The 25,251-nt window shown below is 72.5% G+C and carries 19 protein-coding genes and 1 pseudogene; 12 read left to right on the top strand and 8 right to left on the bottom strand.

Annotated features, from left to right (window positions below; all coding sequences use genetic code 11):
- Positions 1–141: 141 nt before the first annotated feature.
- The 5 genes from AC5WRL_RS22420 to AC5WRL_RS22400 all read left to right on the top strand — a co-directional run bounded on the left by AC5WRL_RS22420 (position 142) and on the right by AC5WRL_RS22400 (position 4,297).
- Entirely contained in the window at positions 142–966 is an 825-nt protein-coding gene (locus AC5WRL_RS22420; protein WP_496090432.1) for a helix-turn-helix domain-containing protein, read from the top strand.
- Positions 967–1,057: 91 nt separating this feature from the next.
- Positions 1,058–2,575: a 30S ribosomal protein S12 methylthiotransferase RimO gene (gene rimO / locus AC5WRL_RS22415; RefSeq protein WP_496090431.1), complete on the top strand. Its 1,518-nt coding sequence runs from the start codon at positions 1,058–1,060 to the stop codon at positions 2,573–2,575.
- Positions 2,572–3,270, top strand: a complete 699-nt coding sequence (pgsA, locus tag AC5WRL_RS22410) for a CDP-diacylglycerol--glycerol-3-phosphate 3-phosphatidyltransferase (RefSeq protein ID WP_496090430.1) — start codon at positions 2,572–2,574, stop codon at positions 3,268–3,270. The genes rimO and pgsA overlap by 4 nt, the downstream gene beginning before the upstream one ends.
- Entirely contained in the window at positions 3,267–3,821 is a 555-nt protein-coding gene (locus AC5WRL_RS22405; RefSeq protein WP_496090429.1) for a CinA family protein, read from the top strand. Before pgsA ends, AC5WRL_RS22405 begins: the two co-directional genes overlap by 4 nt.
- A 95-nt stretch (positions 3,822–3,916) precedes the next feature.
- Entirely contained in the window at positions 3,917–4,297 is a 381-nt protein-coding gene (locus AC5WRL_RS22400; RefSeq protein WP_496090428.1) for a helix-turn-helix domain-containing protein, read from the top strand.
- A 120-nt stretch (positions 4,298–4,417) separates the two neighbouring features.
- Here the strand turns inward: AC5WRL_RS22400 and AC5WRL_RS22395 are convergent, their stop codons facing one another.
- Complete coding sequence (locus tag AC5WRL_RS22395) at positions 4,418–9,142, bottom strand: ATP-dependent helicase (protein WP_496090427.1); 4,725 nt, start codon at positions 9,140–9,142, stop codon at positions 4,418–4,420.
- A 36-nt stretch (positions 9,143–9,178) separates the two neighbouring features.
- Between AC5WRL_RS22395 and AC5WRL_RS22390 the strand changes: the two genes are divergently transcribed.
- From AC5WRL_RS22390 to recX, 3 genes and pseudogenes are all read left to right on the top strand, one after another.
- Positions 9,179–9,373 (top strand): DUF3046 domain-containing protein, encoded by a 195-nt coding sequence (locus AC5WRL_RS22390; protein WP_496090426.1) that lies wholly within the window; start codon positions 9,179–9,181, stop codon positions 9,371–9,373.
- 176 nt (positions 9,374–9,549) lie between these two features.
- Positions 9,550–10,713, top strand: a complete 1,164-nt coding sequence (gene recA, locus AC5WRL_RS22385; RefSeq protein WP_496090425.1) for a recombinase RecA — start codon at positions 9,550–9,552, stop codon at positions 10,711–10,713.
- Positions 10,620–11,327, top strand: a pseudogene (gene recX, locus AC5WRL_RS22380) (recombination regulator RecX); the annotation flags it as partial. The gene recA and the pseudogene recX, both read left to right, overlap by 94 nt.
- Positions 11,328–11,468: 141 nt before the next feature.
- Here the strand turns inward: recX and AC5WRL_RS22375 are convergent.
- The 5 genes from AC5WRL_RS22375 to AC5WRL_RS22355 all read right to left on the bottom strand — a co-directional run bounded on the left by AC5WRL_RS22375 (position 11,469) and on the right by AC5WRL_RS22355 (position 16,514).
- Complete coding sequence (locus AC5WRL_RS22375) at positions 11,469–13,013, bottom strand: FAD-dependent monooxygenase (RefSeq protein WP_496090424.1); 1,545 nt, start codon at positions 13,011–13,013, stop codon at positions 11,469–11,471.
- 82 nt (positions 13,014–13,095) lie between these two features.
- Positions 13,096–14,028, bottom strand: a complete 933-nt coding sequence (locus tag AC5WRL_RS22370) for an amino acid ABC transporter permease (protein WP_496090423.1) — start codon at positions 14,026–14,028, stop codon at positions 13,096–13,098.
- Positions 14,025–14,699: an amino acid ABC transporter permease gene (locus AC5WRL_RS22365; RefSeq protein WP_496090422.1), complete on the bottom strand. Its 675-nt coding sequence runs from the start codon at positions 14,697–14,699 to the stop codon at positions 14,025–14,027. Before AC5WRL_RS22365 ends, AC5WRL_RS22370 begins: the two co-directional genes overlap by 4 nt.
- 114 nt (positions 14,700–14,813) lie before the next feature.
- On the bottom strand, positions 14,814–15,668 hold the full coding sequence (locus AC5WRL_RS22360; protein WP_496090421.1) for a glutamate ABC transporter substrate-binding protein: 855 nt from the start codon (positions 15,666–15,668) through the stop codon (positions 14,814–14,816).
- A 60-nt stretch (positions 15,669–15,728) separates the two neighbouring features.
- Entirely contained in the window at positions 15,729–16,514 is a 786-nt protein-coding gene (locus tag AC5WRL_RS22355) for an amino acid ABC transporter ATP-binding protein (RefSeq protein ID WP_496090420.1), read from the bottom strand.
- Positions 16,515–16,783: 269 nt separating this feature from the next.
- Here AC5WRL_RS22355 and AC5WRL_RS22350 point away from each other — a divergent pair, with 269 nt between their 5' ends.
- Together AC5WRL_RS22350 and AC5WRL_RS22345 are read left to right on the top strand one after the other, a co-directional pair.
- Positions 16,784–17,470 carry a response regulator transcription factor gene (locus AC5WRL_RS22350; RefSeq protein WP_496090419.1) on the top strand — a complete coding sequence of 229 codons (687 nt, stop codon included), beginning with the start codon at positions 16,784–16,786 and terminating at the stop codon, positions 17,468–17,470.
- Positions 17,471–17,512: 42 nt separating this feature from the next.
- Positions 17,513–18,919 carry a sensor histidine kinase gene (locus AC5WRL_RS22345; RefSeq protein WP_496090418.1) on the top strand — a complete coding sequence of 469 codons (1,407 nt, stop codon included), beginning with the start codon at positions 17,513–17,515 and terminating at the stop codon, positions 18,917–18,919.
- Between the two features lie 201 nt (positions 18,920–19,120).
- On the opposite strand, the gene AC5WRL_RS22340 is transcribed toward AC5WRL_RS22345, so the two are convergent.
- Complete coding sequence (locus tag AC5WRL_RS22340) at positions 19,121–22,183, bottom strand: alpha-mannosidase (RefSeq protein ID WP_496090417.1); 3,063 nt, start codon at positions 22,181–22,183, stop codon at positions 19,121–19,123.
- Positions 22,184–22,300: 117 nt separating this feature from the next.
- Positions 22,301–23,311 carry a TAXI family TRAP transporter solute-binding subunit gene (locus tag AC5WRL_RS22335; protein ID WP_496090416.1) on the bottom strand — a complete coding sequence of 337 codons (1,011 nt, stop codon included), beginning with the start codon at positions 23,309–23,311 and terminating at the stop codon, positions 22,301–22,303.
- A gap of 116 nt (positions 23,312–23,427) precedes the next feature.
- On the opposite strand from AC5WRL_RS22335, the gene miaB reads away from it, so the two are divergent.
- Complete coding sequence (gene miaB / locus AC5WRL_RS22330; RefSeq protein WP_496090415.1) at positions 23,428–24,936, top strand: tRNA (N6-isopentenyl adenosine(37)-C2)-methylthiotransferase MiaB; 1,509 nt, start codon at positions 23,428–23,430, stop codon at positions 24,934–24,936.
- Positions 24,926–25,240, top strand: a complete 315-nt coding sequence (locus tag AC5WRL_RS22325) for a hypothetical protein (protein ID WP_496090414.1) — start codon at positions 24,926–24,928, stop codon at positions 25,238–25,240. Before miaB ends, AC5WRL_RS22325 begins: the two co-directional genes overlap by 11 nt.
- The last annotated feature ends 11 nt before the right edge of the window (positions 25,241–25,251 follow it).

Genomic DNA, 25,251 nt, shown 5'->3' with positions numbered 1-25,251 from the left:
TGCGGTGAGCGGGACGGGGCGGCGGCGCGGGCGGGACCATTCGGTTGGCGGACAAAGTTCACCGGCCCGGTTGCTCGTTCCTTCGGCCTCCCCCCTAGACTTGTGCGCACAGCACGCGGTTCACGCTCGAAAGGCCCGCCCGTGTCCAACGGCAATTCCCTCGCCAAGGACCGGCCTTCCGTCGGTCGCACTCTTCAGCAGGCCCGGATCGATGCGCGGCTGACCGTTGATGAGGTCAGTACCGCCACTCGGGTGCGGGCTCCGATCATCCATGCCATCGAAGCGGACGATTTCTCCCGCTGCGGCGGTGACGTCTACGCGCGCGGGCACATCCGGATGATCGCGCGGGCGGTCGGGCTCGACCCGGCCGAGGTGATCGCGCTGTACTCGGAGCAGGAGGGCAGCGCGCCGCTGCCCGCGCCGACCGCGCCGGTCTTCGAGGCGGAGCGCATCCGGCCCGAGCCGCGGCGCCCCAACTGGACGGCCGCCATGGTCGCCGCGATCGTCGCGGTGATCGCCTTCGTCGGCTTCACCTTCCTCAGCGGCGGCGGCACCTCGCCGGGCGGCCCGGTGGCGAAGGAGAGCCCGTCGCCCTCGCCGACCGCCGAGGGCGAGGCGGAGGGCGCGGAGCAGGGGCACGAGCCGGATCCGCCCGTCGAGCCGGAGCCGGATCCGTCCGACGAGGCGGTGGCCGGGGTGCCGGCCGACAAGGTCACGGTGATGGCCAGCGTGGAGGGCGGGTCGAGCTGGATCTCCGCGAAGGACAGCAGCGGCCGGCTGCTGTTCGAGGGGGTGCTGAACGACGGCGACTCCCAGACCTTCGTGGACGACGACCAGATCGATCTGGTGCTGGGCAACGCCGGCGCCGTGCGGCTGCATGTGAACGGCAAGCCCCTCGACAGCGTCGGGGACATGGGCCAGGTGCAGCGGCTCACGTACACCAAGGGCGACCCCGAAGAAGGCTGAGCGACCCCTCGCGCGGTCGCACGACCGTGCGGCGGGGGCTGTTGCCGGGCCGGGGGCGGGTGGCCCGGTGGGGACGAAGTAGGCTGAGGCCATGCCCGATCGCCGTACCGTTGCCCTGGTCACCCTTGGATGCGCCCGTAATGAGGTGGATTCCGAAGAGCTGGCGGGGCGGCTGGCCGCAGACGGCTGGGACCTGGTCGAGGACGCGGCGGACGCGGATGTGGCCGTGGTCAACACCTGCGGATTCGTCGAGGCCGCCAAGAAGGACTCGGTGGACGCCCTGCTGGAGGCCAGCGATCTGAAGGCGTCGGCCGGCGAGGGGCGGGGCCGTACTCAGGCGGTGGTCGCGGTCGGCTGCATGGCCGAGCGGTACGGCAAGGAACTGGCCGAGGCCCTTCCCGAGGCGGACGGGGTGCTCGGCTTCGACGACTACGCGGACATCTCCGAACGGCTGGGCTCCATCCTGTCCGGCGGCGGCCATGTGGCGCACGCCCCCCGGGACCGGCGCAAGCTGCTGCCGATCAGCCCGGTGGAGCGGCAGGGCGCCGAGGTGGCGCTGCCCGGACACGGGGAGAGCGTTCCGGCGGACCTGCCGGCGGGGGTGGCGCCGGCCTCCGGGCCGCGGGCGCCGCTGCGCCGCCGGCTGGGAGACGGCCCGGTGGCCTCGGTCAAGCTGGCCTCCGGGTGCGACCGGCGGTGCTCGTTCTGCGCGATTCCGTCCTTCCGGGGCTCGTTCATCTCCCGGCGGCCCTCCGATGTGCTCGGCGAGGCGCGCTGGCTGGCCGGGGAGGGCGTCAAGGAGATCATGCTGGTCTCCGAGAACAACACCTCCTACGGCAAGGACCTCGGTGACATCCGGCTGCTGGAGACCCTGCTGCCCGAACTCGCCGCCGTGGACGGTCTGGAGCGGATCCGGGTCAGCTATCTCCAGCCCGCCGAGATGCGGCCCGGGCTGATCGACGTGCTGACCGGCACCGAGAAGGTCGCCCCGTACTTCGATCTGTCCTTCCAGCACTCGGCGCCCGCGGTGCTGCGCGCGATGCGGCGGTTCGGGGACACCGACCGTTTCCTGGAGCTGCTGGCCACCATCCGGGGCAAGGCGCCGCTGGCCGGGGTGCGCTCGAACTTCATCGTGGGCTTCCCCGGTGAGACGGAAGCCGACCTGGCCGAGCTTGAACGCTTCCTGATCGGCGCGGATCTGGACGCGATCGGTGTCTTTGGCTATTCGGACGAGGACGGCACCGAGGCCGCCACGTACGAGCACAAGAACGCTCCGGAAGTGATCGCCGAGCGGCTGGAGCGCATCACCCAGCTGGCCGAACAGCTGACCGCGCAGCGCGCCGAGGACCGGATCGGGGAGCCGGCCCGGGTGCTGATCGAGTCGGTCGCGGCCGAGGACGGCGCCGAGGACGGGGTGATCGCGATCGGCCGCGCCGCCCACCAGGCGCCCGAGACCGATGGACAGATGCTGATCACCGGGGGCCCCCACGCCGTGGTGCCGGTGGTCGGGGAGTTCATCGACACCGAGATCACCGGCGCCGAGGGAGTGGATCTGCTGGCCGAGCCGCGTACCGCCGCCGTCGCGGCGCGGGCCGGGGCGGACAGATGACCAATGTGCCGGCCGCGGCGGCCGGCAAGGGAGGACCGGCGGGCGGGCGGGCCGCGGCCGGGGCGACGGCGGCCGGGCCCGGGCTGTGGAACATCGCCAATGTGCTGACCATGATCCGGCTGCTGCTGGTACCCGGTTTCGTGCTGCTCATGCTGGTCGACGGCGGTCACGACCCGGTCTGGCGGGCCTGGGCCTGGGCGGCGTTCACCATCGCCATGATCACCGACCTGTTCGACGGGGAGCTGGCCCGGCGGTACAACCTGGTCACCGACTTCGGCAAGATCGCCGACCCGATCGCCGACAAGGCGATCATGGGCGCCGCGCTGATCTGCCTGTCGCTGCTGGCCGAGCTGCCCTGGTGGGTGACCGCGGTGATCCTCGCCCGCGAGCTGGGCATCACCGCGCTGCGGTTCTGGGTCATCCGGCACGGAGTGATCCCCGCCAGCCGGGGCGGAAAGCTGAAAACCCTCGCCCAGGGGGTCGCGGTGGGCATGTACATCCTGGTGCTGCCCGGGCTGCTGGCCACCGCTCGCTGGTGGGTGATGGCGGCGGCGGTGCTGCTCACCGTCGGCACCGGGCTCGACTACATACGGCAGGCGATCGTGCTGCGCCGGGCCGGGCTGGCCCGGGAGCGGCGGACACGGCGGACAGCGGCAGCGGCAGCGGCGGCGGAGCGGGAGGAGAGCGAGCGGTGAGTGACGACGGCACGGCGGGGAACCCCGCGGCCCAGGTACTGACCCTGCTGGCCGCGCGCGGAGCGACCCTGGCGGTGGCCGAGTCGCTCACCGGCGGTCTGGTGGCCGCGGCCCTCACCGACATCCCCGGGGCCTCCAGGGTCTTCCGGGGTTCGGTCACCGCGTACGCGACCGACGTGAAGCGCGAGGTGCTGGGGGTGGACGGCGCGCTGCTGGCGGAGCGCGGCGCCGTGGACGCGGAGGTCGCCCGGCAGCTGGCCACCGGGGTGCGCGAGCGGCTCGGCGCCGACTGGGGCGTGGCCACTACGGGGGTGGCGGGGCCGGAGCCGCAGGACGGTCAGCCGGTGGGCACCGTCTATGTCGCGGTTTCGGCGCCCGGATCCGGGGGAGTCGTCGCTCAGCGGATCCGGCTGAGCGGGGACCGCGCCACGATCCGGGCCGGCAGCGTACGCGCGGTGCTCGCTCTGCTGCGGGAAGAACTCGTCCATACCGCCCCGAGAGCGGGGCAGAATACGGAACAGAACGGAGAGGATGGATGTTTGCAGCCCTGAGTGAACAAGACATCGCTCCCCGCACGGGTGGAGTCCGAGGCGGTACGGTGGGGCATGAAGCAAGCGAGGCCAACGGTCCGAGGAGGGAGCCACCGATGATTCTGCTCCGTCGCCTACTGGGTGACGTGCTGCGTCGGCAGCGCCAACGACAGGGCCGCACTCTGCGCGAAGTGTCCTCGTCAGCCCGGGTCTCGCTCGGATATCTCTCCGAGGTGGAGCGCGGGCAGAAGGAAGCGTCCTCGGAGCTGCTGGCCGCCATCTGCGACGCTCTTGAGCTGCGGATGTCGGAGCTGATGCGGGAGGTCAGCGACGAGCTGGCGCTCGCCGAGCTGGCCGCGTCCGCCGCGAGCGACGCGGTGCCGGCCCCGATGCGCCCGATGCTCAACCCGGTCCGCGTGACCTCGGTCACGCACCGTCCGGAGGAGCATGTGACGATCAAGGCGTCGGCCGAGGCCGTGGACGTCGTAGCGGCCTGAGCACACAGGCACCACACCGCCGGGGAGAGCCGTCAGGGCCCTTCCCGGTCGGTCTTTGCGGGCCGGAGCGCAGGGAGTACGGTCCCTGGCGATCCGCGATCCGCGATCCGCGATCCGCGATCAGCCGCGCAGCCGCAGTCCGCGCGGGGTCGCGTGGAAGCCCGCCTCCTCCAGCAGCCGCACCCATTCGGGGTCCGACAGCGCGGCCGTGCCATTGATCCGCTCCACCGTGATGGTGCCCAGCGAGCCCCGCCCGGCCGCCGCCGCCAGCGCCCCGGCCGCCGTCCGCAGCGGCTCCGTACCCGCCCCGTCCTGCCAGGCGAGCAGGCTGCGCCCGCCGCGCTCCAGGTAGCACACCAGGGCACCGTCGACCACTACCACCAGCGCCCCCGCCTTGCGGCCCGGTTTGTGGCCGGCGCCCTGGGGCGGCTCGGGCCAGGGCAGCGCCGCGCCGTACGCGTTCGCCGGATCGGCGGCGGCCAGCACCACCGCCCGGGCCGCTGCGTCCGGGCCGGTGCGCTGCTCTGCGGACGCGGCGATCGCCCGCAGCCGGTCCACGGCGCCCTCCATCGCGAACTGCGCGGCGCCCAGCCCCTCCACCACATAGCCACGCCGCGCCTGGCCGCTCTCCTCGAACACCGACAGCACCCGGTAGGCGGCGGCGAAACCGCCCGTCACCCCCTCGGCGGCGACCGCGCCCCGGGTCACCACCCCGTGCCGGTCCAGCAGCGTACGGGCCAGGGCGTGGGCGCGCACCGTCGGATCGCTCTCCGGGTGCGGCAGCAGCGACCAGCGGCCCGCCACCGTGGGCGGCCCCCCGCGGGAGGCCGGCGCCCGGCGACCGCCGGGACCCGCGGCCGGGGCCAGCGAGCCGTACCGGCCGCGCGGGGTGCCGCGCCGGGCCCGGTGCGCGGTGGACCCGGCGGTGCGGCCGGAGCCCAGCAGCGCCCGCAGCGGGGCGAGCGAGTCGTTCGTCAGCCGGCCGGACCAGGCCAGCTCCCACACGGCCTCGGCCAGCGCCGCCTCGGGTACGTCGGGCCGCTGGGCGTGCACCCGGTCGGCGATCTGCCGGAAGAACAGCCCGTAGCCGCCCTCCAGGGCCGCCAGCACCGCCTGGTGCACGGGTGTCAGCTCCAGCGGATGCGCGGGCGGCAGCAGCAGCGGGGCGCTGTCGGCCGGATACAGCGCCACCCAGCCGTCCTTGCCGGGCAGCGCCCCGGCGCCCGCCCAGAGCACCTCGCCCGAGGTGGTCAGCTCATCGAGCAGCTGCGGGCCGTACCCGGGCACCCGGGACGGCAGCACCAGCCGTTCCAGCGCGGAGGCCGGCACCGGCGCGCCCTGCAACTGCTCCACGGCGCGCAGCACTCCGTCGATGCCGCGCAGCCCGCCGCTGCCGCCGCCGGCCGGGTCGCCGACGTGCTGCCAGCGGGGCAGGAACGCGGCCAGCGCGGTGGGCGGCACCGGCTCCAGCTCCTGGCGCAGGACGGCCAGCGAGCGGCGCCGCAGCCGGCGCAGCACGCCGGCGTCGCACCACTCCTGGCCGCGGCCCTGCGGATGGAACTCGCCCTGCACCAGCCTGCCCTCGGCCGCCAGCCGGTGCAGCGCGCCGTCGGCGACCGCCGTGCCGAGCCCGAACCGTTCTGCGGCGTGCGCGGAGGTGAAGGGGCCGTGGGTACGGGCGTGCCGGGCCAGCAGATCCCCCAGCGGATCGGTCACCGGCTCGGTGAACGCCTCGGGCACCCCCACCGGCAGCGCCGCCCCCAGAGCGTCCCGCAGCCGCCCGGCGTCCTCGACCGCCACCCAGTGCTCCCGGCCGCCGATCCGCACCCGCAGGGCGCGGCGGGCGCGCTCCAACTGCTCGGCCCAGTCGGTTTCCGCGCCGCGCTCGGTCAACTCGGCGCCGGTCAGCGGGCCCAGTACGCGCAGTGCGTCGGCGACGGCCTCGGCGTCCTTCAGCCGTCGCTGCGGGGTCAGCCAGCGCAGCTCGCGCTCCAGCTCGGCCAGCACATTGGGATCGATCAGCTCGCGCAGCTCCGCCTTGCCGAGCAGTTCGGACAGCAGCCGTGAGTCCAGCGACAGGGCGGCGGCGCGGCGCTCGGCCAGCGGGGAGTCGCCCTCGTACAGATACTGCGCCACATAGCCGAACAGCAGCGAGCGGGCGAAGGGGGACGGTTCGCGGGTGGTGACCTCCACCAGCCGCACCCGGCGGCCGGCGATGTCGCGCATGAGTTCGGCGAGCCCGGGAACGTCGAACACGTCCTGGAGGCATTCCCTTACCGCTTCGAGGACGATCGGGAACGAGCCGAACTCACTGGCCACCGACAGCAGATGGGCGGCCCGCTGGCGCTGCTGCCACAGTGGGGTGCGGCGTCCCGGGTCGCGGCGCGGCAGCAGCAGCGCGCGGGCCGCGCACTCGCGGAACCGGGCGGCGAACAGCGCCGAGCCGCCGACCTGTTCGGTGACGAGGTCGTCGATCTCGCCGGCCTCGAAGAGCACATCGGCGGCGGTCACCGGCGGGGACTGGTCGTCGCCGGCGTAGCGCGCCGGGTCCAGGCCGGGGTCGGGCGCCTCGCCGGTGGGGTCGAAGCCCAGCAGGTCGATGTCGGGCAGCCGCAGCACGATGCCGTCGTCCGCGTGCAGTACCTGGGCGTCCAGGCCGAAGCGTTCGGTGAGCCGGGCACCGAGCGCGAGGGCCCAGGGGGCGTGCACCTGGGCGCCGAACGGGGAGTGCACCACCACCCGCCAGTCGCCCAGCTCGTCGCGGAACCGCTCCACCACGATGGTGCGATCGTCCGGGACGTGCCCGCAGGCGGTGCGCTGTTCGTCGAGGTAGCCGAGGAGGTTGTCCACCGCCCAGGTGTCGAGACCGGCCGCCGCCAGCCGCTCCCGGGCGGCGGGCGGCTCCAGCGCGCCGACCTCGCGGACGAACGCGCCCAGCGCCCGGCCCAGCTCCAGCGGGCGGCCCAGCTGGTCGCCCTTCCAGAACGGCAGCCGGCCCGGCACCCCGGGCGCCGGGGTGACCAGCACCCGGTCCCGGGTGATGTCCTCGATCCGCCAGGAGGTGGTGCCGAGGGTGAAGACATCGCCGACCCGCGACTCGTACACCATCTCCTCGTCCAGCTCGCCGACCCGGCCGCCGCCCTTGCGCGGATCGGAGCCGGCCAGGAACACCCCGAACAGGCCGCGGTCGGGGATGGTGCCGCCGGAGGTGACCGCGAGCCGCTGGGCGCCGGGACGGCCGGTCACGGTGTGCGCCACCCGGTCCCACACCAGGCGGGGGCGCAGCTCGGCGAAGGCGTCCGAGGGGTAGCGGCCGGCCAGCATGTCGAGCACCGCGTGGAAGGCCGATTCGGGCAGCGCGGCGAACGGGGCCGCGCCGCGCACGAGGGTCAGCAGTTCGTCCACGTCCCAGGTGTCCAGAGCGGTCATCGCCACCAACTGCTGGGCCAGTACGTCGAGCGGGTTGGCGGGGATGCGCAGCGCCTCGATGGCGCCGGCCCGCATCCGCTCGGTGACCACCGCGGATTGCAGGAGATCGCCCCGGTACTTGGGGAAGACCACGCCCGAGGAGACCGCGCCCACCTGGTGCCCGGCGCGGCCCACCCGTTGCAGACCGGAGGCCACCGAGGGCGGGGACTCCACCTGGATGACCAGGTCGACGGCGCCCATGTCGATGCCCAGCTCCAGGGAGGAGGTGGCCACCACGGCGGGCAGCCGGCCGGCCTTGAGGTCCTCCTCGATGCGGGCGCGCTGCTCCTTGGAGACCGAGCCGTGGTGCGCCCGGGCCAGCACGGCGGGTGCGCCCTTCGCGGCGCCGGAGCCGCCCATCAGGTCGGCGGGGGAGTGCTCCTCGGGGAGCGCGGTGCCGGTGTCGCGCTCGTGGGCGATCTCGTTCATCCGGTTGCACAGCCGCTCGGCCAGCCGCCGGGAGTTGGCGAAGACGATGGTGGAACGGTGCTCCCGCACCAGGTCGACGATCCGCTCCTCGACGGAGGGCCAGATGGAGGGCTTCTCGCCGGAGCCGGGGGCGTCGGGGACCGGGGAGCCGCCCAGCTCGCCCAGGTCGGGGACGGGCACCACCACGGACAGCTCGAACCGCTTGCCGCTGGGCGGCTGGACGACGGTGGCGCGGCGGCGCGGGGACAGGAAGCGGGCCACCTCGTCGACGGGGCGGACGGTGGCGGACAGGCCGATGCGGCGGGCCGGGCGGTCCAGCAGGGCGTCCAGCCGTTCCAGGGAGAGCGCGAGGTGGGCGCCGCGCTTGGTGCCGGCCACGGCGTGCACCTCGTCCAGGATCACCGTCTCCACGCCGGTGAGCGCCTCGCGGGTGGCGGAGGTGAGCATCAGGAACAGCGACTCGGGGGTGGTGATCAGGATGTCGGGCGGGCGGCGGGTCAGCGCGCGGCGTTCGGTGGCGGGGGTGTCGCCGGAGCGGATGCCGACCTTGATCTCCGGCTCGGGCAGGCCCAGACGGGCGGATTCCTGCCGGATGCCGGTCAGCGGGCTGCGCAGATTCCGCTCGACGTCGACGGCCAGGGCCTTGAGCGGGGAGATGTACAGCACCCGGCAGCGCTTGAGGGGGTCGGCGGGTGGCGGGGTGGCGGCCAGCCGGTCGAGGGAGGCGAGGAACGCGGCCAGGGTCTTGCCGGAGCCGGTGGGGGCGACCACCAGCGCGTCGGACTCCTCGGCGATCGCCCGCCAGGCTCCTTCCTGGGCGGCGGTGGGTGCGGAGAAGGCCCCGGTGAACCACGCGCGGGTGGCCGGGGAGAATCCGCGCAGGGCGCTGGAGGTGCTCACCCGACCATCGTGCACCGGGGCACTGACAAACGGCGGGGAGCGGGCCATGGGTGGGTCCGCCGGGCGGGGCGGGATACTGGAACCATGCGTTTGACGGAATTCTGGACGCGGATGCGGGAGAGCTTCGGGCCCGCCTACGCGGAGTCCTTCGCCCGGGACCATGTGATGGCCGAGCTGGGCGGGCGGACGGTGCACGAGGCACTGGACGCCGGCTGGGCGGCCAAAGATGTCTGGCGGGGGGTCTGCACGGCGGTCGAGGTGCCCGCACACCTGCGCTGAACTGCGGAAATGAGAGCTGCCCACAGGCTGGGCCAGGCGCTTGACACAAAAATCGAACATCCATTCTTATGGGGGTGCGGAGCGGTGCCCCGGCAGGTGCCGGCGCCGATTGTCAGTGGCAGGCGCTAGCGTCCGTGAGTGTGAAGCGATCGAATCAGACGGACCGGGTGGCTCCCATGGCAGGTACGGACCGCGAGAAGGCGCTCGACGCCGCTCTCGCACAGATTGAACGGCAGTTCGGCAAGGGCGCGGTGATGCGCCTGGGGGAGCGCCCTGACGAGCCCATCGAGATCATCCCCACCGGCTCCACGGCCCTGGACGTGGCCCTGGGCGTCGGCGGTCTCCCGCGCGGCCGGGTGGTGGAGGTCTACGGCCCCGAGTCGTCCGGCAAGACCACTCTTACGCTGCACGCGGTGGCCAATGCCCAGAAGGCGGGCGGCACCGTCGCCTTCGTGGACGCCGAGCACGCGCTTGACCCGGAGTACGCCAAGCGGCTCGGCGTGGATGTGGATCAGCTGATCCTCTCCCAGCCGGACAACGGCGAGCAGGCGCTGGAGATCGTGGACATGCTGATCCGCTCCGGTGCGCTGGACCTGATCGTCATCGACTCGGTGGCCGCCCTGGTGCCGCGCGCCGAGATCGAGGGTGAGATGGGTGACTCGCACGTGGGTCTCCAGGCCCGGCTGATGAGCCAGGCGCTGCGGAAGATCACCGGTGCGCTCCACCAGTCCAAGACCACCGCGATCTTCATCAACCAGCTCCGGGAGAAGGTCGGGGTGATGTTCGGCTCGCCGGAGACCACCACCGGTGGCCGGGCGCTGAAGTTCTACGCCTCGGTGCGGCTGGACATCCGGCGGATCGAGACGCTCAAGGACGGCACCGACGCGGTGGGCAACCGCACCCGCGTCAAGGTGGTCAAGAACAAGGTGGCCCCGCCGTTCAAGCAGGCCGAGTTCGACATCCTGTACGGCATGGGCATCAGCCGCGAGGGCGGGCTGCTCGACATGGGCGTGGAGCACGGCATCGTCCGCAAGTCCGGTGCCTGGTACACCTACGAGGGCGACCAGCTGGGGCAGGGCAAGGAGAACTCCCGGAACTTCCTGCGCGACAACCCCGATCTCGCCAATGAGATCGAGCGGCGGATCAAGGAGAAGCTGGGCATCGGGCCGAAGAGCGCCGCACCGGAGGGCGAGTCGGGCAAGGACGAGGCGAAGGCGGGGGCGGCGGCCGGGACGGCCACCGCCGGCACCGGCGCGGCGGCGAAGACCGTGCCCGCACCGGCAGCCAAGGCCACCAGGACGGCCAAGACCGCGGCTGCCGCGGCGCCGGCCAAGAGCTGACGGTGACCCGGCGTACCGAAGACAGCGATGCCCCCGCCTCGTCGAGGGCCGGGGCGGGGGCATCGCAAGACACCGGGGACCCGGTGGAGCGGGCGCGGGCGATCTGCCTGCGGCTGCTCACCGGGGCCCCGCGCACCCGGCAGCAGTTGGCGGACGCGCTGCGCAAGCGGGAGATCCCCGAACCGGTGATCGGCGAGGTGCTGGACCGCTTCGAGGAGCTGCGGTTCATCGACGACGCCGCGTTCGCCGGCGCCTGGGTGGAGTCCCGGCACCACGGCCGCGGCCTGGCCCGCCGGGCACTGGCCCGCGAGCTGCGCACCAAAGGGGTCGACGCGGCCGTCATCGAGGAGGCCGTGGGCACCCTGGACAGCGAACGGGAGGAAGCCACCGCCCGGGAGCTGGTGGCCCGCAAACTGCGGGCCACCCGGGGCCTGGACCGGGACAAGCGGCTGCGCCGGCTGGCCGGGATGCTGGCCCGCAAGGGCTACCCGGAGGGCATGGCCCTGCGGGTGGTGCGGCAGGCCCTGGAAGCCGAGGCCGAAGGGGAGAGCGGACCGGAGGCGGAGGAGTGGGACGCCCCCGGCCACTGGCCGCCGCCCGGCGCGGACGACTGACGGGATCGGGGCCCGAGCCGGGCCGACGCGGATCGGACCCGGCCGCGTCGGTGAGGGCCTTGGCTGTCCGAGAGCCGGCGGGCGCGTGGAACGACCCGGCGCGGGCCGGCCCCCGGGGGCCGGCGCTGGGGGTGGTGGGCCTCAGGGCGCCGTGGCGTCGGTGGGGGTTTGGGTGTCCGTGTGCCAGAGCGCTATGAAGCTCCGCAACTCCTCCCGGTCCGCGCCCGGCAGGGTCCCCGCGAGATGCCCGTCGGGGCGGATCACCAGCAGGGTGTGCGCCGCGGCGCCCGGATACCCCTCGGTGACCAGCAGTTCGGTGGGCAGCGGCAGCGCCCTGGCCGCCACGGCCAGCTGCGGCATCAGGCCCGCCGACAGCCAGTGCTTGGCGTCCCACACCCGCGAACCCGGGGCGGTCAGCATCAGCAGCAGCGGGCCACCCAGACAGTGCCGCAGCCGGGTGCGGGTGCCGTCCAGCGCGGTCACCGGCACATCGAGCACCGCCGCGCCGGGCGGGGTGGCGCTGGTGGCCCGGCGGGAGACCACGGTCAGCGGCGAGTCCGGATAGCGGCCGGGGGAGCCCAGTGCGCCATGGCCGGTGTGACCGTCGGTCAGCAGTCGCAGCCGACCCCTGCCCCGGCCGCGCACCAGCCGGGCCAGCAGACCACGCCGGCCCCGTACCAGGGGCAGCGCCTGGTCCACCGCCCGCAGCCGGTCGGCGACGGCTGTGCGACGTTCGCTCTCATAGCTGTCCAGCAGGCCCTCGGCCGACGCGCGATGACAGGCGGCGGCCAGTTTCCACGACAGATTCTCGACATCCCGCAGCCCCTCGGCGATCTGCTGGGTGCCCAGCGCACCGAGGAGATGGGCGGCGTCGCCGGCGAGAAAGACCCGGCCGGACCGCCAGCGCAGCGCCAGCCGCTGATGGCAGACCTGGACACCGGCGTCCAGCAACTCGTACGGGGGCAACTCGCCCCGGTGCCAGCCGCCGAGGGTGGAGTGCACCCGCTCCAGCATGGCGTCCGGGGTGATCAGGCCGTCCTCGTCGGGCAGCGGCCAATCCAGCCGCCAGCGGTCACCCGGCAGCGGCCGTACCGTCACCTCGCCGCCGGGACCCCCCCGGTGCAGCCCGGCCTCGCCGGGCCACGGCAGCTCGGCGCGCAGCGCGGCCACCGCGTAGCGCTCGACGGCGGTGCGGCCGGGGAAGCTGATGCCCAGCAGCTTGCGCACGGTGGAACGTGCGCCGTCGCAGCCGACCAGATAACTGCCGCGCAGCGTCTGCTCGGTCAGCTCGGTACTGCGGACGACGACCTCGGTGTCGCTCTGTTCCACCGCCGTGACCCGGGTGCTGGGCAGCACCCGGATCAGCTCCTGGCCGGCGACGGCCGCGCGCAGTGCCCCTTCCAGGGCGTGCTGCGGCACATGGAACGGCGCCTGTCCGGCGGTGAAGGGCGTCTGCCCCACCGTGCGGCCTCGCTGCCGGGTGTGCCAGCCGGTCCAGACGGCCGTCTCCCGGCGCAGACCCGGCAGCCGGGCCCAGTGGGCGAGGTCGGGGAAGAGGACACAGGTACGGGCGAGGCGTGGCGGCGGGGGGCCGTCGGCACCATCGAGGACGATGGTGGGGACACGGTGCCCGGCCAGGGCAAGCGCCAGCGCGAGCCCGATCGGGCCCGCGCCGGCAATGATCACGGGCAGCACATCATGTATGCAACCCAGCGGTTGTTCTTGCGTCAAGTCGGCCTGGAGCCAAGCCAGTCAGCCGGGGGCCGAATCAGGCGATCCGATTCCCGCCGTCCTCGGGTTCGGACTGCTTCACCCGGACGAGCGTGCCCCCGTCGCCGAACTGGGCGCCCTGGTCGACGGTGACGGTGCCCCCGGAGCTGCTGCGCTTGCCGCGCCGCAGCTTGGCCTCCAGCCAGCTCGCGAAGCTGGTGATCAGGAAGTTCACCAGGATGTAGATCAGCGCGATGACGATGAAGCTGGCGATGATGTTGCCGTAGTTGGCGCTGAGCAGGCCAACACTGCGCATGAGTTCGCTGTAGCCGAGCAGCGCGCCACCGAGCGCGGTGTCCTTGACGATGACGACGAGCTGGCTGACGATTGCCGGCAGCATCACGGTGACGGCCTGCGGCAGCAGCACGTAGCTCATGGCCTGGCTCTTGCGCATGCCGATGGCCTGAGCGGCGTCCCGTTGCCCACGGGGCAGGGACAGGATGCCGGCCCTGACGACCTCGGCCAGTACGGAGGCGTTGTAGAGCACCAGGCCGGTGACCACCGCGTACATGGGCCGGTCCGCGCGGTCCACGTTCGTCCACAGGGCGTATGCCTCGTTGGCGAACAGCATCAGCAGCAAGACCGGGATGGCGCGGAAGAACTCCACGATGACGCCGGCCGGTTTGCTGATCCACCAGTGGTCGGAGAGCCGGCCGATGCCCAGGATGGCGCCCAGCGGAAGGGCGATGACCATGGCGAGGGCGGCTGCGGTCAAGGTGGCCTGGAGGCCGGGGAGGATGTAGGTGGTCCACGCCTGGGAGCCGGTGAAGGGCGTCCACTTGGCGGACTCCAGCTCGCCGTTGTCGTCGAGCGCCCGCCACACCCACCAGGCGCCGAGGGCGAGCAGGGCGAGGAAGAGGACCGCCAGGAGAGTGTTCCGCCGGCGGGCGCGGGGGCCCGGGGCATCGTAGAGAACGGAAAGATTGGTCATCGTTTCACCGCCACGCGCTTGCTCAGCCAGCCCAGGAACAGGCCCATCGGAAGTACGAGAACGACGAACCCGAAGGCGAAGATCGCCGCGATGGGGAGCAGTTGGGCCTCGTTCTCGATCATCACCTTCATCAGGGCGGCGGCTTCGGCCACGCCGATGGCGGAGGCGATGGTGGTGTTCTTGGTCAGGGCGATCAACACATTGGCCAGCGGGGCGACCACGGAGCGGAATGCCTGGGGCAGGATGACGAGGCGCAGGACCTGGGTGAAGCTCAGTCCCAGGGCGCGGGCCGCCTCGGCCTGTCCGACGGGCACGGTGTTGATGCCGGAGCGCAGCGCTTCGCAGACGAAGGTGGCGGTGTAGGCAGTGAAGCCGAGCACGGCGAGCCGGAAGCCGAGTGGCTCGGGGTCACCGCCGGTCCCCATGTCGAACTTGAGGGTGAAGTACAGGCCCTGGGAGCACGCCAGGATGATCAGAGTCAGCGGGGTGTTGCGGAACAGGTGCACATACGCGGTGCCGAACGCACGCATGATCGGGACCGGGCTGACGCGCATCGCGGCCAGCACTGTCCCCCAGATCAAGGACCCGAGGGCTGAGCAGAAGGTGAGTTGCACCGTCACCCAGAAGGCCCCGAACAGGTCATACCGTTCGAGATCAAGGAATTCGAACACGGAAACTCGCAGTCTCGGCGGAGTCTAGGAGGGAAGAAGGTGGGGCGGTGCGCCGCCACCCTTCGCCGGTGGCGGCGCACCCTTCCGTTGGCCGTGGGCCTGTGGCCCGAGGGCTCAGTTGGTCTCCGTGATCTCCGGGGCGGCCTCGGCCTCGTAACCGGCAGGACCGAGGTTCTTCTCGATGGCCGCGTTCCAGGCGCCCTCGTCGACCATCTTCTGGATGGCGGCGTTGATGTCGTCGCGCAGTTCGGAGCCCTTCTGGACGCCGACGCCGTAGTACTCGTCGCTCAGGTTCAGGCCGGCCAGCTTGAACTTGCCGACGTTCTGCTCCTGCGCCGCGTAACCGGCCAGGATGGAGTCATCCGTGGTCAGCGCGTCGATGGTGCCGTTCTCCAGGCCGGTCAGGCACTCGGAGTAGGTGTTGAACGGGTGCAGTCGCGCGTCCGGCGCGATGCGGTCCTTGACGTTCTGTGCCGAGGTGGAGCCGGTGACCGAACACAGCGTGAGTTCGTTGATGTCCGACTCGCTGGTGACCTCTTCGTCGGACCGGATCAGCAGGTCCTGGTGGGCAACGAAGTACGGCCCGGCGAAGTCGACGGTCTCTTTGCGGGTGTCCGTGATGGAGTAGGTGGCCACGATGAAGTCGACGTCACCGCGCTTGAGCAGGTTCTCGCGCTCGGGGCTGGGAGACTCCTCGAAGACGATGTCCTCCGGCGCGTACCCGAGCTCACCCGCGATGTACGTGGCCACGTCCACGTCGAAGCCGGCGAAGGTGCCGTCCGGCGTCTTCAGGCCCAGGCCAGGCTGGTCGAACTTGATGCCGATGGTGATCTTGTCGCTCTTGCCCCCACCGCTGCCACTACCAGTGCCGCCGCTGCCGTTGTCGTCGTCGTTGGAGCCGCAGGCGGTCGCGGCGAGGGTCAGGGCGAGAACGGAGGCGGCCAGGGCGCTTGCCTTGCGGAGCTTCATGCTTGTACTTCCCTCGGTGTCGAACGTGCTGTGCGTATCAGTTGCGTGCGGGCGCCGGGCTCAGTGGGCGAGGATCTTCGACAGGAAGTCCTTGGCCCGGTCGCTGCGCGGGTTGTCGAAGAACTGGTGGGGGTCGGCCTCTTCGACGATCCGGCCGTCCGCCATGAACACCACGCGGTTGGCGGCGGAGCGGGCGAAGCCCATCTCATGGGTGACGACGACCATGGTCATGCCCTCGGCAGCCAGCTGCTGCATGACTTCGAGGACTTCGTTGATCATCTCGGGGTCCAGGGCGGAGGTGGGCTCGTCGAAGAGCATCACCTTCGGCTGCATCGCCAGGGCCCGCGCGATGGCCACGCGCTGCTGCTGGCCGCCGGAGAGCTGCGCCGGGTACTTGTCGGCCTGGTTGCCGACGCCCACCCGGTCCAGCAGGGCCCGCGCCCGGGTCTCGACCTCGGCCTTGTTCTGCTTGCGGACCTTGATCGGGCCGAGCATCACGTTCTGCAGCACGGTCTTGTGCGCGAACAGATTGAAGGACTGGAAGACCATGCCCACGTCGGCGCGCAGTCGGGCCAGGTCGCGGCCCTCCTCCGGAAGGGGGTCGCCGTCGATGGTGATCGTGCCGGCGTCGATCGTCTCCAGCCGGTTGATCGAGCGGCACAGCGTGGACTTGCCGGAACCGGAGGGACCGATGACGACGACGACCTCGCCGCGCTTGATGGTCAGGTTGATGTCCTGAAGCACATGCAGCGCGCCGAAGTGCTTGTTCACGCTGTCCAGGACGACCAGGTCTCCCGTCGCGGGCGACGTGTCCTCGGGTTCCTTGGTCAGCGACGTCTCGCTCATCGTGGGGTTGCTCCGTCCTCGTCGGTTGCAGGGACACTAGCCATCGGGGGTGGCAGCGTCAGCAGAGTTGAGCGGAAATTGAGCATCACGATCCGATCGCGTGAAATGCGTACTGTGACGCCTGGTTGCTCTCGGTATTCGTTCCCCGTTTTCCGGATAACGGAACAGTGCAGCTCTTCCCAAGGCCCTTGACTCGGAGTCCGCGCGCGTGATGGATGCAGGTAGGGGTTAAGGGCAACGGAACCGGGACAGGAGGCGGCGGAAACAGGATGAGACTCCTCCTGGTCGAGGACGACGAGCATGTCGCCGCCGCCCTCATCGCGGTGCTGGGCCGGCACGGCATCTCGGTGGCGCACGCCCGGGCCGGTGAGGACGCCCTGACCCGGCTGCGGAACGGCACCTTCGACGTCGTCCTGCTCGATCTGACCCTGCCCGACGTGGACGGCTTCGAGGTGTGCGGCCGGATCCGCCGGCTGACCTCCGTCCCCGTGATCATGGTGACCGCGCGCGCCGACGTACGCTCCCGGATCCACGGCCTCAACATCGGCGCCGACGACTACGTGGTCAAGCCGTACGACACCGGGGAACTGCTGGCCCGCATCCACGCGGTCAGCCGGCGCAAGGCCGCCGAGGAGCCCGAGCGCGTCGAGGGCCCCACGGGCGTGCTGTCCCTGGGGCCGGTCACCCTGGAGCACGCCAGCCGCCAGGTCACCGTGGACGGCGAGCGGATCGCCCTCACCCGCAAGGAGTTCGACCTGCTGGCACTGCTGGCCCACCGGCCCGGGGTGGTCTTCCGCCGGGAACAGATCATCTCCGACGTGTGGCAGACCAGCTGGGAGGGCACCGGCCGCACCCTGGAGGTGCACATCGCCTCCCTGCGCTCCAAGCTGCGCCGCCCCGAACTCGTCGAGACGGTGCGCGGCGTCGGCTACCGGCTGGCCCTGCCATCCCGCTGACCCCCACCCCCCGCCCCCCATCCCCTACCCCTCACCTCCCTCATGCGCTCGCGACTTCTGCTGCTGCTCACCGTGCTGCTGGCCACTGTGCTGCTCGCACTGGGTGTTCCGCTCGCCACCAGCCAGGCCAGCACCGAGCAGCAGCGCGTCGTCGTCGACCGGATCGATGACACCGCCCGCTTCGCCTCGCTCGCCCAGTTCGCGGCCGGCCAGGCCCCCGAGGGCGCGGCGGCGGCCGATCCGCTGGGCACCTTGCAGGAGGAGTTGCAGCGCTACCACGAGGTGTACGGGATCAAGGCCGGCGTCTTCCAGCGGGACGCGGAGCCCATGGCGGTGGCCCCGGCCGGCTGGGCGGCGCCGCGCGCGGAGGGCGACGACGACGCGTTCGCCGAGGCGCTGGCCGGCCGCCGCAGCCGCGGCCCCGGGCAGGTGTGGCCCTGGGACAGCGACCGCACCCTGGTGGTGGCCTCGCCGGTGATCCGGGACGGGGACGTCATCGCGGTGGTGGTCACCGAGTCACCGACCGGGCCGCTGCGCTCGCGGATTCTGTCCGGCTGGCTGCCCATCGGGTACGGGCTGGCCGCCGCCCTGCTGCTGGCGGTGGCCGCCGCGTACCGGCTCACCGGCTGGATCCTGCGCCCGGTGCGGGTGCTGGACCGGGCCACCCACGAGATCGCCACCGGCCGGATGACCGCCCGGGTGGCGCCCGGCGGCGGGCCGCCCGAACTCAAGCGGCTGGCGCGTTCCTTCAACGAGATGGCCGACCACGTCGAGGAGATCCTGGAACAGCAGCGGGCGTTCGTCGCCGATGCCTCTCACCAACTGCGCAATCCGCTGGCCGCGCTGCTGCTGCGGATCGAGCTGATGGGCCTGGAGCTTCCGGAGGGCAGCGCGGAGTTCGCCGCGGTCCAGGCGGAGGGCAGGCGGCTGGCGCGGGTGCTGGACGACCTGCTGGATCTGGCGCTGGCCGAGCACTCCGCCGCCGACAACCGGCTGACCGATGTGGCCGCGCTGGTCGGCGAGCGGATCGGCGCCTGGCGGCCGGTGGCGGGCCGCGCCGGGGTCGGGCTGCGGCAGGCGGGGGCCGGTGCGGTGACCGGCTGGGCGGACCCGGTGGCGCTGTCCAGCGCGCTGGACGCCGTGGTCGACAACGCGCTCAAGTTCACGCCCTTCGGCGGTGAGGTGACCATCACCGTCACCGCCGAGGGGGAGCGGGTCACCATCGAGACCGCCGACACCGGGCGCGGCCTGGCCGACGAGGAGCTGGAGCGGATCGGCGACCGATTCTGGCGGGCCGGCCGGCACCAGAACGTCTCCGGGTCCGGGCTCGGCCTGTCCATCGTGCACGCGCTGCTGGCGGCGGGCGGCGCCACCATCACCTACGCCCACCACCAGCCGCACGGTCTGCGCGTGCTGATCTCCCTCCCCCGGCACGCCCCGGACGCGTAGTGCCGGTCGGACCGGATAGGCGAGTGCGGAGCATCTCCCGGCCGCGGGCCGGGGGCGGGTCGCAGACGGCGGACCGGCCTCGCGCAAGGCCGCCTGATACGGCGGAGACGGGGCGAAGCGGGCTGTGGCCAGGCTTTCCCGGACCCGTGAGGGTCCGGGAAGCTGCCCCGGTACGAGGCCGCGCGGGCCGGCCGGGGTGCGTCAGGCGGGCACCAGCCGCAGGGTGAGGATCTCGAAGGGACGCAGGGACAGTTCCACCGCGCCGTCCTCGCCGAGCGGATGCCCGGGAGCGTCCGTGAGGGGGCGTTCCAGGAGGTCGGTGGAGGTGGCGGAGGCGAGTGCGAAGCCCGGTAGCAGCCGGCCCGTCGCCCGGCCGCCGCCCGACTCGTACAGCCGTACCACCACATCGCCGCTGCGGTCCTCGGCGAGCTTCACCGCCTCCACCACGATCGACGCGTCGGGGGTCACGGTCACCAGCGGCGCGACGGTGGCGGTGCCGGGCAGGGAGCGCTCGGGGAGGTTGAGGCCGTGCCCCTCCCGTACGGCGTCCGCCACGCTCGCGCCGGGCGCCAGCGCGTACCGCAGCCGGTGGGTGCCCTGGTCGGTCTCCGGGTCGGGGTAGCGCGGGGCGCGCAGCAGCGACAGCCGTACGGTGGTGGTCTGGCCGCCGTCCGCCCGTACCTCTCGGGTGACGTCGTGGCCGTAGGTGGAGTCGTTCAGCAGCGCGGCGCCCCAGCCGGGTTCGGCGACGTGCAGCCAGCGGTGCGCGCAGATCTCGAACTTGGCGGCCTCCCACGAGGTGTTGGTGTGGGTGGGGCGGAAGACATGCCCGAACTGGGTCTCGGCGGCTGAGTGGTCGGCCTTCACATCCAGCGGGAAGGCGGCCTTGAGGATCTTCTCGCTCTCGTGCCAGTCGATCTCGGTGTCGAGGTCGACCTGGCGGGCGCCGGCCCGCAGGGTGATCCGCTGCCGGACGGCCGAACCGGTGCCGAAGCTGCGGGTGACCAGCACGGTGGCGGCGGCGTCGTCGGCCTCGGCGAGTTCGAGGTTGTCGAAGGCGGTGAGGTCGGTGGTGTTGTGGCGGTAGAAGGCGTCGATGTCCCAGGCGTCCCAGTGGTTGGGCAGGTCGGGGTGGAGCTGGAGGAGGTTCGCGGCGTGACCTGGGGCGATGGCCTCGCGGCCGGCGCCGTCGCCGGGGCCGTCGACCTCGCGCACCGAGACCAGCAGCCCCCGGTGATCGACCTCCACCCGCAGCAGCCCGTTGGCGAGGACGAAGCCGCCGGCGTCGCGCTCGGCGACGGTAACCGGCGCGGCGGTACGGGCCGGGCGCGGCGCGGCGCCGCCCGCCGGGATGCCGCCGCGCGGGTGCGGCGCGGCGTTGAAGACCACCGTGCCCGTACCGTCGCCGGGCCCGTCCCCGGCCAGGGCGCGCTGGGCGGCGTCGGTGATCGCGGCCAGCTCCCGGTGCACCCGCTCGTACGTCTCCCTCGCCTCGCGGTGCACCCAGGCGATGGACGAGCCGGGCAGGATGTCGTGGAACTGGTGCAGCAGCACCGTCTTCCACAGCCGTTCGAGATCCTCGTACGGGTAGGCGTGGCCCGGCACCCGCAGCGCGGCGGTGGCCGACCACAGCTCCGCCTCGCGCAGCAGCGACTCGGCACGCCGGTTGCCCTGCTTGGTCTTGGCCTGCGAGGTGTACGTGCCGCGGTGCAGCTCCAGATACAGCTCGCCCACCCAGACGGGCGCGTCCTCGTACTCCTGCCGGGCGGCGGTGAAGAACGCGGAGGGATCCTCGATCCGCACCCGTGGCGAGCCCTCCAGATCGGCCAGCCGGCGGGCCCTGGCCAGCATCTGCCGGGTGGGGCCGCCGCCGCCGTCGCCGTGCCCGAACGGGGCCAGCGAGCGGCTGCCGCGGCCCTTCTCCCGGTAGTTCCGCGCGGCGTGCGCCAGCTCGGCGCCGCCGAGGTCGGAGTTGTAGGTGTCGATCGGCGGGAAGTGGGTGAAGACCCGGGTGCCGTCGATGCCCTCCCACCAGAAGGTGTGGTGCGGGAAGGCGTTGGTCTGGCTCCAGGAGATCTTCTGGGTCAGGAACCAGTGGGAGCCCGACAGCTTGACCAGCTGGGGCAGCGCCGCCGTGTAGCCGAAGGAGTCCGGCAGCCACACCCCGTCGGTCTCGATCCCGAACTCGTCCAGGAAGAACCGCTTTCCGTACAGGAACTGCCGTGCCATGGCCTCGCCACCGACCATGTTGGTGTCGGACTCCACCCACATCCCGCCGACCGGGACGAAGGTGCCGGCCGCGATCTTCTTCTTCACCCGTGCGTACAGCTCGGGGCGGTGCTCCTTGAGCCAGGCCAGCTGCTGCGCCTGGGACATCGCGAAGACGAACTCCGGGTGGTCCTCCATCAGCGCGACGACGTTGGCGGTGGTGCGGGCCACCTTCCGTACGGTCTCGCGCAGCGGCCACAGCCACGCCGAGTCGATGTGCGCGTGGCCCACGGCGCTCAGCCGGTGCGCGGAGGCGTGCGCGGGTGCGGCGAGCGCCGGCGCGAGACGGGCCCGGGCGGCGCCCGCGCTGCCCGGCACATCCGCCAGATCGAGCGCGTCCAGCGCCGACTCGATGACGCGCAGCAGCTCCCAGCGGCGCGCGCCGTCCACCGGCAGCTGCGTCATCAGGCCGCCCAGCACCTCCAGATCGGCCACCAGCTCGAAGACCTGGGGCTCGAAGACCGCCAGTTCCACGGCCGCCAGCCGGTACAGCGGCTCGGCGCTCGCGGTGCGCACATCGCCCTGGTGGGTGGGGCGCGGGTCGTTGATGATCGGGTTGGCCGCCGCCTCCACGTACAGCACCACCTCCTCCCCGCCGGCCGCCGCGTCCGCCAGCCGTACCCAGGAGTTGTCGGGGTTCAGGCCCTTCACGGCCGTGCCGTCCGGGCGGTACACCAGGCCCTCGCACTGGAAGCCCGGCATGCCCCGGTCGAAGCCCAGGTCCAGCACCGCCTCCACCGCGCGGCCCGCCCAGTGCGCCGGAATGCTGCCGGTCACCTTGAACCAGGTGGTGCCCCAGGCCGGACCCCAGCGCTCCCCGGCGCCGGCGCAGGGCGTGTACGGGGCGGCCAGCGCCTCGTCGACCGGGACGGGCTCCCCGGGGGCGTCCCAGCGCTCCACGGTCAGGGGCACCGGGTCACGGTGCACGGCGGGCCGGACGCGTTCATCGAGAACGCGCCGCAGCCGGTCTTCGACAATGGTGCGGTCGTCATGCATGGCGGGCTCCGAAGGCTCGTCGTCGAACCGGGGCTGGCGGGACTACCGGGACTACACGCCCGTCGAGGCTAGATCACTTCTGCCGCGCGCACGAGAGGGCCGAAACGCGCGGCCCGCTCAGGACTTGGCGGAGCGGTAGTACGCGGCGGCCCCCGGATGCAACGGCAGCGGCTGGGTGTAGATCGCGGTGCGCAGATCGACCCGTTGCGCCGCGTGCACCTGCGAACCGATCCGGTCCCGGCCGTTGATCACCGACCGGGTGATCTGCTCCGCCACCGCCGGGTCCACCCGGTCCGTGGTCACCAGCAGATTCGCCACCGCCACCGTGTCGATCACCTGGCTGCCCGCGATGTCCGGGTACGCGTCCGGCGGCAGCACCGCCGCCCGGTAGTAGTCGCGGTACGAACCGTCCTCGCCGCGCAGCGCCGGCACCAGATCCCCCAGTGGCACCAGCCGGATGTCGGTGTGCAGCGCCAACTGCTCCACCGCCGAGGTGGGCAGCCCGCCGGACCAGAAGAACGCGTCGATCCGGCCCGCCTCCAGCATGGTGGGCGTGGTGTTGATGCCCTGCCGCACCGCCGTGATGTCGGTGTCCATGTCCAGGCCCGCCGCCGCCAGCAGCTCGCGGGTCACCAGTTGCACCCCCGACTGGTCCTGCCCCACCCCGACCCGCAGCCCGGCCAGATCGGCGGCCCGCTGCACCGGCGAGTCGGCCCGTACCACCAGCTGCATGTAGTCGTCGTACAGCCTGGCGCAGGCCAGCAGCCGGTCCGCCCCCTCGCCGCCCGCCGCCTGGTACGAGGCCAGCGAATCGGCCGTCGCGATGGCGAAGTCGGCCTCCCCGAGGACCAGCCGCTCGATGTTCTCCACCGAGCCGGCGCTGCCGCGCAGCGTGATGTCGAGATCCGGGGCGTCCCGGGCCAGCTGCGCCTGGAGCAGCGGCCCGTACCGCGCGTACACCCCGCTCGGCACCCCGGTGCTCAGCGTCACCGAGCCGCTGAGCCGTTCCTGGCCACGGGTGGCCGGGGCCCACAGCACGGCCCCCAGGAGCAGGAGGGCGGCGGCGACGCCGATCAGGACCGGCACCGGGCGGCGGCGCAGCGGGAACGGGACGCGCGGGGAGAACATGGGCCGATCCTGCGCGCAGTGCGCCCCCGGAGGCAAGGGCGGGCCGCCGGCGGGGGCACGTAAACTGGGTGATCCGCTGTACCCAGGTCCCGGATCTTCATGGATTGAGCACTCGCATGCCGGAAGTCGCGCGCACATACGAAGTCAGAACATTTGGCTGTCAGATGAACGTTCATGACTCCGAGCGGATGTCCGGACTGCTGGAGCAGGCCGGCTACGTACGCGCCGGCAAGGACGACGAGACCGCCGACGTCGTGGTCTTCAACACCTGCGCGGTACGGGAGAACGCCGACAACCGGCTGTACGGCAACCTCGGCCAGCTGGCCCCGAAGAAGGCCGCCCGGCCCGGCATGCAGATCGCCGTCGGGGGCTGCCTGGCCCAGAAGGACCGCGACACCATCACCCGCCGCGCGCCGTGGGTCGATGTCGTCTTCGGCACCCACAACGTCGGCAAGCTCCCGGTGCTGCTGGAACGGGCCCGCGTCCAGCGCGAGGCGCAGGTGGAGATCGCCGAGTCGCTGGAGGCGTTCCCCTCCACGCTGCCCACCCGGCGCGAGAGCCCCTACGCGGCGTGGGTGTCGGTCTCGGTCGGCTGCAACAACACGTGCACCTTCTGCATCGTCCCGGCGCTGCGCGGCAAGGAGAAGGACCGCCGCCCCGGGGACGTGCTCGCGGAGGTGGAGGCGCTGGTCGGCGAGGGCGTCCTGGAGATCACCCTGCTCGGGCAGAACGTCAACGCCTACGGCTCCGACATGGGCGACCGCGAGGCGTTCTCCAAGCTGCTGCGCGCCTGCGGCCGGATCGAGGGCCTGGAGCGGGTGCGGTTCACCTCCCCGCACCCGCGCGACTTCACGGACGACGTCATCGAGGCGATGGCCACCACCCCGAATGTGATGCCGCAGCTGCACATGCCGCTCCAGTCCGGGTCCTCCCGGCTGCTGAAGGCGATGCGCCGCTCGTACCGGCAGGAGCGCTACCTGGGCATCATCGAGAAGGTGCGCGCCGCGATGCCGGACGCCGCGATCTCCACGGACATCATCGTGGGCTTCCCCGGCGAGACCGAGGAGGACTTCGAGGAGACGCTGCACGTGGTGCGCGAGGCGCGGTTCGCGCAGGCGTTCACCTTCCAGTACTCCAAGCGCCCCGGCACCCCGGCCGCCGAGATGGACGGACAGGTGCCCAAGGCGGTCGTCCAGGAGCGGTACGAGCGGCTGGTCGCGCTCCAGGAGGAGATCTCCTGGGCGGAGAACAAGCGGCAGGTCGGCCGCGTGGTGGAGGTGCTCGTCGCGGAGGGCGAGGGACGCAAGGACGACGCGACCCGCCGGCTGTCCGGGCGCGCCCCCGACAACCGGCTGGTGCACTTCGCCCGGCCCGGGCAGCCGGTGCGGCCGGGGGACATGGTCACGGTGGAGATCAGCTACGCGGCGCCGCACCACCTGCTGGCGGAGGCCCCGCCGAGCGCGGTACGGCGCACCCGGGCGGGCGACGCCTGGGAGCTGCGCAACGCCGCCCCGGCGCGGGCCGCCGAGCCGCGGGGTGTGATGCTCGGCCTCCCCACGATCGGCGCCCCGGCCCCCGCGCCCGCCCAGGAGGGGGCGACGGGCGGCGGGTGCCGTGTCTGTTGACCTGTACAAGGGCGAGAAGCCGCGCTGGTGGGGGCTGTTCGTGCAGCGGAACCGGGGCACCTGGAAAAACACGGTCTGGGGAGCCAGGCCGCTGGGTGAGCTGTACGGCGTGCGGGCCGAGGCGGACGCGGCGCTGTGGCAGCACGTCCGCACCTACCAGCCCTCGGGGCTGCGACCGGTGACCCGGCGGGTCGCCCATCGGCAGGCCGATGGATACCTGGTCTTCTTCGAGATCAGGTTCGGAGGAGAGTTCATGGCCTCCTTCACCGCCTGCGAGCTCGTGTGGGACAGCCGGCGCGGCTGACCCCCACCGCT

Source organism: Streptomyces sp. NTD107, from assembly GCF_059510435.1.
The sequence above is the reverse complement of the archived record's forward strand: the minus strand, read 5'-3'. Positions and strand labels throughout refer to the sequence as shown.